Genomic DNA, 12,583 nt, shown 5'->3' with positions numbered 1-12,583 from the left:
CGGGGCTGACGGGGCCGGCCTATGGGGTGACCTGCGCGGGTCCGCCTCGACGGGTCGGCCTTGGCGCGTCCACCTTGGTGCGTCCACCTTGACGGGTCCGCCTTGACGGGGCCGTCGGCATGCGGCTTCCGTCCGGCTTCGAGGTAGGGAAAACCCCCGTCCCAAGACGCCGACCCGCTCCATGGTCGGCAAGGGCCGAGAACAGCAGGGTGGGGGTACGAACCGACAAGCAGGACGAGCAGAACGGACGAGACCGATGGCGACGGAGTACGGACAGGGGTACGGGTACCCGAACGGGCCCGGATTCCACGAGGCGGGTGCCGAGGAGCGGCGGCACCGCCTCCCGACACCGCTGCGGGCGCCGATCGAGGCGCGCAGCTGGCGCGAGTTCGGTTACGTGATGTCGAGCCTGCCGGTCGGCATCCTCATGTTCACGTTCGCCGTCACGATGTTCTCGCTCGGCATGGGTCTGCTGATCACCTTCCTGGGGATCCCAGTGCTCGCCGCGGCCCTCGCCGGCGTCCGCGGGTTCGGCGCGCTGGAGCGGGCGCGGGCGCGCGGGTTGCTCGGGATCGACGTGGCCGCGCCGGAGCCCCTGCGGGTGCGCAAGCAGGGGGCGCTGGCGTGGATGGGGGCGATCCTGAAGAGCGGTTCGGCGTGGCGGCATCTGCTGTACTCGGTGGTGCAGTTCCCGTGGTCGGTGTTCTCGTTCGTGGTGGCGCTGAACTTCTGGGCGTACGGCTGGGCGATGCTGACGTATCCGCTGTGGTTCTGGCTCTTCCCGGTGTACGGCGGACAGGGCGGCCTCCAGCTCTACGGCGACGGCATGCACCGCATCTACCTGGACAACCCCTTCGAGATCACGGTCACCGCGCTGCTGGGGCTGCTGATCACGATGGCCACGCCGTGGATCGTGCGGGCGCTGACCATGGTGGACCGGGTGATGGTGGCGGGGCTGCTCGGGCCGTCGCGGCTGGCGAGCCGGGTGGTCGAGCTGGAGTCGGACCGGGGGGTCGTGGTCGACACGGCCGCGGCGGACCTGCGGCGCATCGAGCGGGATCTGCACGACGGGGCGCAGGCCCGGCTCGTCAACCTCGCGATGGGGCTCGGGCTTGCCAAGGAGAAGCTCACCGAGGATCCGCAGGCCGCGGCGCGGATGGTGGACGAGGCGCACGGTGAGGTGAAGACGGCGTTGCAGGAGCTGCGGGATCTGGCGCGGGGGATTCATCCGGCCGTGCTGACCGATCGTGGGCTGGATGCGGCGCTGTCTTCCGTGGCCTCGCGGTGCACCGTGCCGGTGCAGGTGGATGTGGATCTTCCCGCTCGGCCGGCGCCTGCGATCGAGGGGATCGCGTACTTCACCGTCTCCGAGCTGCTGCAGAACATCAGCAAGCATGCGCGGGCGACGCGGGCCACGGTCGATGTGTGGCGGGTCGAGAACCGGTTGATGCTTCAGGTTGTCGACGATGGTGTGGGTGGGGCCGATGTTTCCCGCGGGTCCGGGTTGGCGGGGCTGGCGGAGCGGCTCGATGCGGTGGACGGGGTTCTGGTGGTGGACTCTCCTGTGGGTGGGCCCAGTCGGATCACTGCGGAGTTGCCCTGGCGGGGGTGAGCGGGAGTGAGCGGGGGTGAGGGGCGGGGTGTTTCTCGCCCCCGCCGCCCCTACCCGTCCCATCCCCGGGGGCTCCGCCCCCGACCCCCCGGCGGGGCTCCGCCCCTGCGCCCCATCACGGGCGCTGCCCCTGCGCCCCATCACGGGTGCGGCCCGTGCGCCCCATCACGGGCGCTGCCCCTGACCCCCGCGGGGCAGCTGCCCCGCACCCCACCACAAGCGCCACCCCTCACCCCCACGGGGCTCCGCCCCCGCCCCTGTCCCCGCTCCCCACCGTCAGCCCGAAATCCCCGCCCCCTAATCCCCACCCCGGAGCCAAAAGTGCGCCCCCCGCATTCCCCCTTCCCTCTCCTTCCCCCTCCCCCTGATTTCCCTTGATTCCCCTTGCTCGGGGGCGGGTGGGTCCGAATGCTGGGATGCTGTGGGCTGATGTATGGGCGGGGACGCGGCCGACGTGGGTCGGGGAATGGTGTGGGGGGCCGAGAATCGTGGAGGACAGGGTGCGGGTGGTCATCGCCGAGGATTCAGTGCTGCTCAGGGAGGGCCTGACCCGGTTGTTGACCGACCGCGGGCACGACGTCGTGGCCGGTGTCGGAGACGGCGACGCGCTGATCAAGACGATCACCGACCTGGCGGCCCAGGACTCGCTGCCGGACGTCGTGGTCGCCGACGTACGGATGCCACCGACGCACACCGACGAGGGCGTGAAGGCGGCCGTGCAGCTGCGCAAGCAGCACCCGGGGGTGGGGGTGCTGGTGCTGTCGCAGTACGTGGAGGAGCGCTACGCCACCGAACTGCTGGCCGGTTCGAGCCGTGGCGTCGGCTACCTGCTCAAGGACCGCGTCGCGGAGGTGCGCGAGTTCGTGGACGCGGTGGTGCGGGTGGCCCAGGGGGGTACCGCTCTGGACCCGGAGGTGGTCGCGCAGCTGCTCGGCCGCAGTCGTAAGCAGGACGTACTGGCCGGGCTCACCCCGCGGGAGCGGGAGGTCCTAGGACTTATGGCCGAGGGACGCACCAACTCGGCGATCGCGCGGCAGCTCGTGGTGAGTGACGGAGCGGTCGAGAAACACGTCAGCAATATCTTCCTGAAACTCGGGCTTTCCCCGAGCGACGGCGATCATCGGCGTGTTCTCGCGGTCCTCACCTATCTGAACTCCTGAGGGACTGACACTAGGAACTGACACGGGGCAGCCGAACGCACTGGGTCGGCCGAACGGGATCGCCCTCGAAGGACAGGGGGCCCGGCATGGCACCAGAGCGGCGCGAGACCGGCACGAGAACCAAAGGATGAGGTAGAAGCGTCTTCCAGAGCAGCGTCGGGGGCGAGTAAGTCATGACAAGTCAGGGCGTCGAACCATCTCAAAATGGTGTCCATCATGCGAACGGCCGAGGGAAGGCGACCCTTACAGACGTAGGGTTGATCCCGGGAAGGCCTGCGGGAAGGCCGCTCCCAGACAGCCGCCTCGAAGGAGGTCCAGTTAAGTGACCAGCCAGGTCAGTAGCCCAGCGGAGCAGGCCGACGAAGCCGTCGTAGGAGAACAGCGCAAACCGGCGGGGGCAAAGGAAACACGCCGGCTCGACCGGGTGATCATCCGGTTCGCGGGTGACTCCGGTGATGGAATGCAACTCACCGGCGACCGCTTCACCTCCGAGACGGCGTCCTTCGGCAACGATCTTTCGACGCTGCCGAACTTCCCCGCCGAAATTCGAGCGCCCGCAGGCACACTGCCGGGCGTTTCTTCATTTCAGCTGCATTTCGCGGACCACGACATCCTCACGCCCGGTGACGCGCCGAATGTGCTGGTGGCCATGAATCCGGCGGCGCTCAAGGCGAACATCGGTGATGTGCCGCGCGGCGCGGAGATCATCGTCAACACGGACGAGTTCACGAAGCGGGCGATGGCGAAGGTCGGCTACGCGGCCAGCCCGCTGGAGGACGGTTCGCTGGACGGGTACGCCGTCCATCCGGTCCCGCTGACGACGATGACGGTCGAGGCGCTCAAGGAGTTCGAGCTGTCCCGCAAGGAGGCCGAGCGCAGCAAGAACATGTTCGCGCTGGGCCTGCTGTCCTGGATGTACCACCGGCCCACCGAGGGCACCGAGAAGTTCCTGCGGAACAAGTTCGCGAAGAAGCCCGAGATCGCCGCCGCCAACATCGCCGCCTTCCGGGCGGGCTGGAACTTCGGCGAGACGACCGAGGACTTCGCGGTCTCCTACGAGGTCGCCCCGGCCACCAAGACCTTCCCGACCGGTACCTACCGCAACATCTCCGGGAACCTGGCCCTGTCGTACGGCCTGATCGCCGCCTCCAAACAGGCGGACCTGCCCCTCTACCTGGGCTCCTACCCGATCACCCCGGCCTCCGACATCCTGCACGAGCTGAGCCGGCACAAGAACTTCGGCGTGCGGACCTTCCAGGCCGAGGACGAGATCGCGGGCATCGGCGCGGCCCTGGGCGCGGCCTTCGGCGGCTCCCTCGCCGTCACCACCACCTCCGGGCCGGGCGTGGCGCTGAAGTCGGAGACCATCGGGCTCGCGGTCTCCCTCGAACTGCCACTGCTGGTCATCGACATCCAGCGCGGCGGGCCTTCCACGGGGCTGCCGACGAAGACGGAGCAGGCGGACCTGCTCCAGGCGATGTACGGGCGCAACGGAGAGGCCCCGGTCCCGGTGGTCGCCCCGTGCACGCCGGCCGACTGCTTCGACGCCGCCCTGGAGGCGGCCCGGATCGCCCTCACCTACCGCACCCCCGTCCTCCTCCTCTCCGACGGCTACCTGGCCAACGGCTCCGAGCCGTGGCGGATCCCGGACGTCGACGAACTTCCGGACCTGCGGGTGCAGTTCGCACAGGGTCCGAACCACACCCTTGACGACGGCACCGAGGTGTTCTGGCCGTACAAGCGCGACCCGCAAACCCTGGCCCGTCCGTGGGCGATCCCCGGCACACCGGGACTCGAGCACCGCATCGGCGGCATCGAGAAGCAGGACGGCACGGGCAACATCTCCTACGACCCCGCCAACCACGACTTCATGGTCCGCACCCGCCAGGCGAAGATCGACGGCATCGACGTCCCGGACATCGAGGTCGACGACCCCTCCGGCGAGGCCAACACCCTGGTTCTGGGTTGGGGTTCGACGTACGGACCCATCACCGCGGCGGTACGGCGGCTGCGGGCGGCCGGGGAGAACATCGCGCAGGCCCATCTGCGCCACATCAACCCCTTCCCCCGGAATCTCGGCGCGGTGCTGGGGCGTTACGAGAAGGTGGTGATCCCCGAGATGAACCTCGGCCAGCTCGCCACGCTCGTCCGGGCGAAGTACCTGGTCGACGCGCACTCCTACAACCAGGTCAACGGCATGCCGTTCAAGGCCGAACAGCTCGCCACGGCGCTCAAGGAGGCCATCGATGGCTGAGACGTCCACAGGAAGCGCGGACACGATCGAGGCCCTCACTCTGGTGCCCAAGGCCGAGGCCAGGCAGTCCATGAAGGACTTCAAGTCCGATCAGGAAGTGCGCTGGTGCCCCGGTTGCGGTGACTACGCGGTCCTGGCCGCCGTACAGGGCTTCATGCCCGAGCTCGGCCTGGCCAAGGAGAACATCGTCTTCGTGTCGGGCATCGGGTGCTCGTCCCGCTTCCCGTACTACATGAACACGTACGGCATGCACTCCATCCACGGCCGCGCGCCCGCCATCGCGACGGGCCTCGCCTCCAGCAGGCGGGACCTGAGCGTGTGGGTGGTGACCGGTGACGGGGACGCCCTCTCCATCGGCGGCAACCACCTGATCCACGCGCTGCGCCGCAACGTGAACCTGAAGATCCTTTTGTTCAACAACCGGATCTACGGCCTCACCAAGGGGCAGTACTCGCCGACCTCCGAGGTCGGCAAGATCACCAAGTCGACGCCGATGGGCTCGCTGGACGCGCCCTTCAACCCGGTGTCCCTGGCCATCGGCGCGGAGGCGTCCTTCGTGGCCCGGACCGTGGACTCCGACCGCAAGCACCTCACCGACGTACTGCGGCAGGCCGCCGCCCACCCGGGCACGGCGCTGGTGGAGATCTACCAGAACTGCAACATCTTCAACGACGGCGCCTTCGAGGTCCTCAAGGACAAGCAGCAGGCCGAGGAGGCGGTGATCCGGCTCGAACACGGGCAGCAGATCCGCTTCGGCGCGGACCGCGCCAGGGGTGTCGTACGGGATCAGCTGACCGGTGACCTGAAGGTCGTCACCGTCACCCCGGAGAACGAGGCACAGGTCCTGGTCCACGACGCCCACTCCGCGTCCCCGACCACGGCCTTCGCGCTCTCCCGGCTGGCCGACCCGGACACCCTGCACCACACCCCGATCGGCGTCCTGCGCTCCGTGGAGCGGCCGGTCTACGACACCCAGATGGCCGACCAGCTCGACACGGCCATCGAACAGAACGGCAAGGGCGACCTCGCCACGCTCCTCGCGGGCGGGGACACCTGGACGGTCGTCGGCTGAGCGAGCCGTCCGTTCGAGGCGTTCAGGAAGTTCCAGGGGCCCGGGTGGCTGACACCCGGGCCTCGTCGTACGCGTGGCGGGACTTCTCCACGTCGTCCATCCGGTCCTTGGTCCAGACGGCCAGCGCGCGCACCTGCTCGGCGGCCTCGTGGCCCAGTTCGGTGAGCGAGTAGTCGACACGGGGCGGGATCACGGGCTTCGCGTCACGGTGGACAAGACCGTCGCGCTCCAGGGTCTGGAGGGTCTGGGTGAGCATCTTCTCGCTGACCCGGCCGATCGCCCGGCGCAGCTCGCTGAAGCGGTAGGGGCGGTCGAGGAGCTCGATCAGCACGAGTACACCCCAGCGGCTGGTGACGTGCTCCAGGACGAGGCGGTACGGGCACATCGCCTCGCCCGTGTCGTACTTGGAAACGGCCGCAGGCCTGGAAACGGCCGCAGGCTTGGAAACGGCCGCAGGCTTGGACGCGGCCGCGGTGTCGGTGGGTACCTCTGCACTTACTCCCATGCCAGTACCTTACTTCAAAGTGGGTACTTTCGCTGAGTTAGTGCACCTCCTAGGGTTAGTGACAGACCTACCCCACAAGGAGCCACGTCATGAGCATCGTCGTCACCGGAGCCACCGGACACCTCGGCCGCCACGTCATCGAGGGACTGCTGGAGAAGGTTCCGGCCGACCAGATCACCGCCGTCGTCCGCGACGCGGAGAAGGCCGCCGGCTTCGCGGCCCGCGGCGTGAAGATCGCGGTCGCCAACTACAACGAGCCCGAGACCTTCGGGACCCTCCTCGCCGCCGGCGACAAGGTGCTGCTCATCTCCGGCAACGAGTTCGACAAGGGCCGCGTGGCCCAGCACCAGGTCGTCCTGGACGCCGCCAAGGCCGCCGGGGTCGCGCTCTTCGCGTACACCAGCGCGCCGGGCACCCTCACCGCCGCCCTCGCCGACGACCACAAGGGCACCGAGAAGGCGATCCTGGAGTCGGGTGTGCCCTACGCCCTGCTGCGCAACGGCTGGTACAACGAGAACTACACCGAGAACCTCGCCCCGGTCCTCGAGTACGGCGCCGTCACCCAGGCCGCCGGCGACGGCAAGGTCGCCTCCGCCGCCCGCGCCGACTACGCGGCCGCCGCCGTGGCCGTACTGACCGGCGAGGGCCACGAGAACAAGACGTACGAGCTGAGCGGCGACACCGCGTGGGGCTTCGCCGAGTACGCCGCCCTGGTGGCCGAGCGGTCCGGCAAGGAGATCGTCTACAACGCCGTCTCCGTCGAGGCGCTCACCGGCATCCTGACCGGCGCCGGACTGCCCGGCCCCCTCGCCGCGATCCTGGCGGGCGTCGACGCGTCCATCGAGAAGGGCGAGCTCGCGGGCACCAGCGGTGACCTGTCCCGGCTGACCGGCCGCCCGACCATGCCGGTCGCCGAGTCCATCGCGGCGGCGCTGAAGGGCTGACTCCCCCTCGGGGCCCTGGCGCCGTCGCCGCCCGCACCCCCGCCTGTAATGACCGTATAGCGATACGGGCATGACAGGCGGGGGTGCTCGGCGCTACCTTCTTGGAGGCTGCGCGGGAGCAGCTGTGCGAGAGGGAGGGCCGGTGGCCGTGCAGCAGGCGAAGAATTCGATGGGTGCGACCGGCTCCGCGGGTTCCAGTGGCCCCGCCGGTTCCGCGGGTTCCAGTGGCCCTGTCGGCTCGACGGGTCCCCGTACATCCAAGGCAGAACAGCGCGTCGGGCTGTTGAACGGCTTCGCCGCGTACGGCATGTGGGGGCTCGTTCCCCTCTTCTGGCCGCTGCTGAAGCCGGCCGGGGCCCTCGAGATCCTCGCCCACCGGATGGTGTGGTCCCTCGCCGTGGTCGGCGTCGCCCTGCTGGTGATGCGGCGCTGGGCCTGGCTCGGCGAGCTGCTGCGCCAGCCGCGCAAGCTGGCGCTGATCAGCGTCGCGGCGGCCGTGATCACGGTGAACTGGGGCGTCTACATCTGGGCCGTGAACAGCGAGCACGTCGTCGAGGCGTCCCTCGGATACTTCATCAACCCGCTCGTCACCATCGCCATGGGCGTCCTGCTGCTGAAGGAACGGCTGCGCCCCCTGCAGTGGACGGCGGTCGCTGTCGGCTTCTCCGCGGTGCTCGTCCTCACGATCGGGTACGGCCGGCCGCCGTGGATCTCCCTCACCCTCGCCTTCTCCTTCGCCACGTACGGGCTGGTGAAGAAGAAGGTCAACCTCGGCGGGATCGAGTCGCTCGCCGCCGAGACGGCGATCCAGTTCCTGCCCGCGCTCGCCTATCTGCTGTGGCTGGGTTCGAGCGGGGGCGCGACCTTCGGCACGGAGGGTGCGGGGCACGCGACGCTGCTCGCGGCCACGGGCGTGGTGACCGCGCTTCCGCTGGTGTGCTTCGGCGCGGCCGCGATACGGGTGCCGTTGTCCACGCTGGGGCTGTTGCAGTACCTCGCCCCGGTGTTCCAGTTCCTGCTCGGCATCCTCTACTTCCACGAGGCCATGCCGCCGGAGCGGTGGGCCGGGTTCGCGCTGGTCTGGCTCGCGCTGTCGCTGCTCACCTTCGACGCGCTGCGGACCGCGCGGCGGGCGGCCAGGGCGCTCAGGGCCGGGGCGGTCGCGGGTGCCGTCGCCGGCGTGCGGGGTGCCGCAGCCGTGGACGCCAAGTCGTAGAGGGTTTCGCCCCCGGCGACCCGGGTTCGCTATGCGAACCGCCCTGACCGGATTGCGCTCTTGACGGAACGTCAGCCTCAGAAACACCATCAGGCACCTCATTCCCACAAGGAATCCGGAGCCCCCCCCACATGAAGCTCTCCGTTCCCGGGCGTGCCACCGGCGCCGTCGTCGTCGCGGCCGTCACGCTCCTCACCACCGGCGCGATAACCGGCGCGGCGCCGGCCCCCACCGCCGCGGCAGCCGCACCCGACATCCCCGTGGCCAACGTCAAGGCCCATCTCGCGCAGCTGCAGTCCATCGCCACCGCCAACGGCGGCAACCGCGCACACGGCCGCACGGGCTACAAGGCCTCCATCGACCATGTGAAGGCGAAGCTGGACGCGGCCGGATTCACCACGACCCTCCAGCAGTTCACGTCCTCAGGCCGCACCGGGTACAACCTGATCGCCGACTGGCCCGGCGGCGACGCCAACCAGGTCGTCATGGCGGGCTCCCACCTCGACAGCGTGACCGCGGGACCCGGCATCAACGACAACGGATCGGGGTCCGCCGCGATCCTGGAGACCGCGCTCGCCGTCTCCCGTGCCCAGTACCAGCCCACCAAGCACCTGCGGTTCGCCTGGTGGGGCGCGGAGGAGCTGGGGATGGTCGGCTCGAAGTACTACGTGAACGGCCTGTCCTCCGCGAACCGGGCGAAGATCAGCGACTATCTGAACTTCGACATGATCGGCTCACCGAACCCCGGCTACTTCGTCTACGACGACGACCCCACGATCGAGAAGACCTTCAAGGACTACTTCGCGGGCGTCGGCATCGCCACGGAGCCGGAGACCGAGGGCGACGGCCGTTCGGACCACTCCCCCTTCAAGAACGTGGGCATCCCGGTCGGCGGTCTCTTCAGCGGCGCCGACTACATCAAGACGGCCGCCCAGGCCGCCAAGTGGGGCGGTACCTCCGGTCAGGCCTTCGACCGCTGCTACCACGCCTCCTGCGACACGGCGTCCAACATCGACGACACGGCGCTGAACCGGAACGCGGACGCGCTGGCGTACGCCGTGTGGACGCTGTCCTCCTAGGGCTCCTGGGCTCCTGGGGCGCACTGGGGCTTCCTGGGGCGCACCGGGGCTTCCTGGGGCCCACTGGGCTCCTCGTCCTCCCAGCCCGCCTAGGGGGTGTACGGATTGTCCGCCAGGGAGCGGGCCCGGGCCCGGTCCGTGAGGCGGGTCATGCGGGTGCGGGCCGATTCGAGCTGTTCGAGGTCGTCGGCGGCGGGGCCGCCGTCGGCCACGAGCTCGGTCCACAGCGTGATCAGGTCCTGCCCCAGGTTCAGCCCCTGCACGGGGTCGCGCACGGCGCGCCAGGCCGCGGCGGCGCTCTGTACGTTGCCGTACGCGGCCTCGGGGTCCTGGTGCCGCCTGCGGACGCGGGCGAGGTCGAGGGACACGTGGAACGCCCGGAGCGGGTCACCGGCCAGATAGGCGATGTACGAGGTCAGCTCGCGCAGCCGCAGCACCTCCGGGTGCTCGGGGCCCAGCGACCGCGACGCGTCCGCGCCGACCCGCTCCGCCATCCCCGTGGCCTCTTCGATCCGGCCCATCTTCACGGCCTCGTTGATCCGCGCCACGGGCTCCACGAGGAACGCCGCGCCCTCCGTCTCCTGAACCGGTGCCAGCACGGACTCGGCGACGGCGTCGAAGCCGCGCGCGGGAGTGGGCTTCGGATCCGGCTCCGGCTCGGGGTCCAGGACGGACATGGCCTCCATCGCGGGGGCCGGACGCTCGGGAGTCGGTCCCACGGGCGGCGGCGGGCCGAACTCGCCCGTCGGAGCCACCGCGACGCCGGGGGCGACGTCCCGCGTCGGCTCCGGCAGCGCGCGCAGCGCATGCGTCGGCGCGGCCCCGGGCAGGGGCTGAGGCTCCGACACCGGCACCCGCGGCGGCGCGGGAGGGGCCGCGGGCATCGCGGGAGGGGGTGCCGGCAGCGCGGGCACCTCGGCCGACGGCCCCAGCCGTACCGGCTCGCCCGTGTACCGGCTCGACCCGTCCCCGTACACCTCCAGCGGTACGACGAAGCCGATCCGTTCGTCGTGGATGGTGGCGCGCACGGAGTGACCGGCGGCGAGGGCGAGTCGGTGGAGGTGGTTCAGGACGCAGGCCTGGACGGTCTCGCCGGGCACGACGACGACCGGCACACCGCCGACCGTGGCGCCGCCCCCGCTTTCCCCCGCGGGCGCGGGGACCCATACCTCCACCGGGCCGGCACCGGGGCCGACCGCTGAGCGCTGCCGCTTGGATTCCCGCTTCTGTTCGCGGCTGAGTCGAGACATCGATTCCCTCACTCGGGTCGTACTTCCATGCGTCGACCTTGCCTCAAGATCCCGTCAGGTACATACAGTCAAGTCTCTCGGCTCACCACCGCTGCATGCGTCACTACGGCGTCACAGCCTCGTAAGAGTGGCCGACAACGCCGACAACGACCGAGGAGAGTGTCAGGTGATGCAGGTGAGCATGCGACAGGGGGCGGAGGGGCCCGAGATCTGGCTCCGCGGGCCGGTCGCCGACACGGTGGAACCCACTCTGTGGCCCGAACCCGGCGGGGACGAACCCGGACACCTCGCCGTCGGCCCACGGCGGTTCGCCTGGGTCGCGACGCATGGCGGGGCCGGCACCACCACGCTCGCCGCGGTCTTCGGCGGCCATGACGCCGGGCGGAACTGGCCCCGGCCCGACCTGGGAGAACCGGGGTCGGTGCTCCTCGTCGGGCGTACGCACGCGGCGGGACTGGACGGCGTCTCGCACACCCTGGAGACCTTCCGCCGGGGCGAGGCGCCCCCGGGGCTCGACCTCGAGGCCGTGGTGCTGGTCGCGGACGCGCCCGGACGGCTGCCCCGCCCACTCGCCCAGCGCGTCAAGGTGATCGATTCGATGATCGACGTGTATCAGGTGCCGTGGATCCCGGGGTGGCGCATCGGTGACCTCACCTCGGCGCCGCCCCGCGAGACGGCCGCGCTGGCCCGCCTGACGGGCGGCCCACGCCTGCCCTGACCCCATCCCTGTCTCTCGGCACGGACCCTGTGTCTCGGCATGGACGTCACATGCGTATGCATATATTGTGCACGCATGCAGTTGCACTCGCGGGTCGTGGCGTTCCGCGACCTGTCGCACACGCACCCTGGGGGACCCATGAGCCGTCACTTCCTGTTCCTGCTGGGCAGCAGCCGCCCCGACGGCAACACCGAGCTGCTGGCCCGACGGGCCGCCGAACAGTTGCCCGCGGAGGTCGAGCAGCGCTGGCTGAGCCTCGCCGAGCACCCGCTGCCCGACTTCGTGGACCTGCGGCGCGACAGCGACCACGTACACCCGGCCGCGGGGAGCAATCCGGCGCTGCTGCTCGACGCCACCCTGGCGGCCACCGACATCGTGATCGCCTCGCCGCTGTACTGGTACTCGGTGTCCGGCCTCACCAAGCGCTACCTGGACTACTGGTCGGGCTGGCTGCGCACGCCCGACATCGACTTCAAGGCCAGGATGGCGGGGCGCACCCTCTGGGGCGTCACCGCGCTGGCGCACGAGGAGGAAGAGGTCGCCGACCCGCTGATCGGCACGCTCAACCACTCGGCCGCGTACCTGGGCATGCGTTTCGGCGGCGTCCTGCTCGGCAACGGCAGCAAGCCCGGTGACGTACTGAAGGACACGGCCGCGCTGGCGCATGCGAAGACGTTCTTCGCACGGGAGGCGCCGCTCGCCCGCTACCCCTACGAGACGCACGAGACGCGAGGCACCGGCGACACGCAGGGCATGGCAGCCGCGCGCTAGCG

The 12,583-nt window shown here is 70.1% G+C and carries 11 protein-coding genes; 9 read left to right on the top strand and 2 right to left on the bottom strand.

Features of this window, described 5'->3' with window-relative positions; translation table 11 throughout:
* Positions 1-256 precede the first annotated feature (256 nt).
* The 4 genes from FNV62_RS29910 (at position 257) to FNV62_RS29895 (ending at position 6,098) form a co-directional block, all read left to right on the top strand.
* Complete coding sequence (locus FNV62_RS29910) at positions 257-1,612, top strand: sensor histidine kinase (protein WP_143602568.1); 1,356 nt, start codon at positions 257-259, stop codon at positions 1,610-1,612.
* 500 nt (positions 1,613-2,112) lie between these two features.
* On the top strand, positions 2,113-2,772 hold the full coding sequence (locus FNV62_RS29905) for a response regulator transcription factor (protein WP_054232179.1): 660 nt from the start codon (positions 2,113-2,115) through the stop codon (positions 2,770-2,772).
* Positions 2,773-3,094: 322 nt separating this feature from the next.
* Positions 3,095-5,026 (top strand): 2-oxoacid:acceptor oxidoreductase subunit alpha, encoded by a 1,932-nt coding sequence (locus FNV62_RS29900; protein ID WP_054232178.1) that lies wholly within the window; start codon positions 3,095-3,097, stop codon positions 5,024-5,026.
* Positions 5,019-6,098, top strand: a complete 1,080-nt coding sequence (locus FNV62_RS29895; protein WP_143602567.1) for a 2-oxoacid:ferredoxin oxidoreductase subunit beta — start codon at positions 5,019-5,021, stop codon at positions 6,096-6,098. The genes FNV62_RS29900 and FNV62_RS29895 overlap by 8 nt, the downstream gene beginning before the upstream one ends.
* 22 nt (positions 6,099-6,120) lie before the next feature.
* Here the strand turns inward: FNV62_RS29895 and FNV62_RS29890 are convergent, their stop codons facing one another.
* A complete protein-coding gene (locus FNV62_RS29890; protein ID WP_143605564.1) occupies positions 6,121-6,483 on the bottom strand; it encodes a winged helix-turn-helix transcriptional regulator in 363 nt (120 codons plus the stop codon).
* Between the two features lie 209 nt (positions 6,484-6,692).
* On the opposite strand from FNV62_RS29890, the gene FNV62_RS29885 reads away from it, so the two are divergent.
* The 3 genes from FNV62_RS29885 (at position 6,693) to FNV62_RS29875 (ending at position 9,842) form a co-directional block, all read left to right on the top strand.
* The gene (locus tag FNV62_RS29885) at positions 6,693-7,547 is read left to right on the top strand and encodes an SDR family oxidoreductase (protein WP_143602566.1); all 855 of its coding nucleotides are present in this window, start codon (positions 6,693-6,695) and stop codon (positions 7,545-7,547) included.
* Positions 7,548-7,689: 142 nt separating this feature from the next.
* Complete coding sequence (rarD, locus tag FNV62_RS29880) at positions 7,690-8,763, top strand: EamA family transporter RarD (protein WP_225900422.1); 1,074 nt, start codon at positions 7,690-7,692, stop codon at positions 8,761-8,763.
* A gap of 131 nt (positions 8,764-8,894) precedes the next feature.
* Positions 8,895-9,842, top strand: a complete 948-nt coding sequence (locus tag FNV62_RS29875) for a M28 family metallopeptidase (protein WP_143602565.1) — start codon at positions 8,895-8,897, stop codon at positions 9,840-9,842.
* Positions 9,843-9,931: 89 nt separating this feature from the next.
* On the opposite strand, the gene FNV62_RS29870 is transcribed toward FNV62_RS29875, so the two are convergent.
* The gene (locus FNV62_RS29870) at positions 9,932-11,092 is read right to left on the bottom strand and encodes a tetratricopeptide repeat protein (RefSeq protein ID WP_143627717.1); all 1,161 of its coding nucleotides are present in this window, start codon (positions 11,090-11,092) and stop codon (positions 9,932-9,934) included.
* Positions 11,093-11,261: 169 nt separating this feature from the next.
* Between FNV62_RS29870 and FNV62_RS29865 the strand changes: the two genes are divergently transcribed.
* Together FNV62_RS29865 and FNV62_RS29860 are read left to right on the top strand one after the other, a co-directional pair.
* Positions 11,262-11,810 carry a DUF6668 family protein gene (locus FNV62_RS29865; RefSeq protein WP_143652148.1) on the top strand — a complete coding sequence of 183 codons (549 nt, stop codon included), beginning with the start codon at positions 11,262-11,264 and terminating at the stop codon, positions 11,808-11,810.
* Between the two features lie 138 nt (positions 11,811-11,948).
* A complete protein-coding gene (locus FNV62_RS29860; RefSeq protein WP_143652147.1) occupies positions 11,949-12,581 on the top strand; it encodes a flavodoxin family protein in 633 nt (210 codons plus the stop codon).
* The last annotated feature ends 2 nt before the right edge of the window (positions 12,582-12,583 follow it).

Source organism: Streptomyces sp. RLB3-17 (assembly GCF_007113425.2).
In the GTDB taxonomy this organism is placed as follows: Bacteria; Actinomycetota; Actinomycetes; order Streptomycetales; family Streptomycetaceae; genus Streptomyces; species Streptomyces mirabilis_D.
Note: the sequence above shows the minus strand (reverse complement) of the source record. Positions and strands in the feature narration are given on the sequence as shown.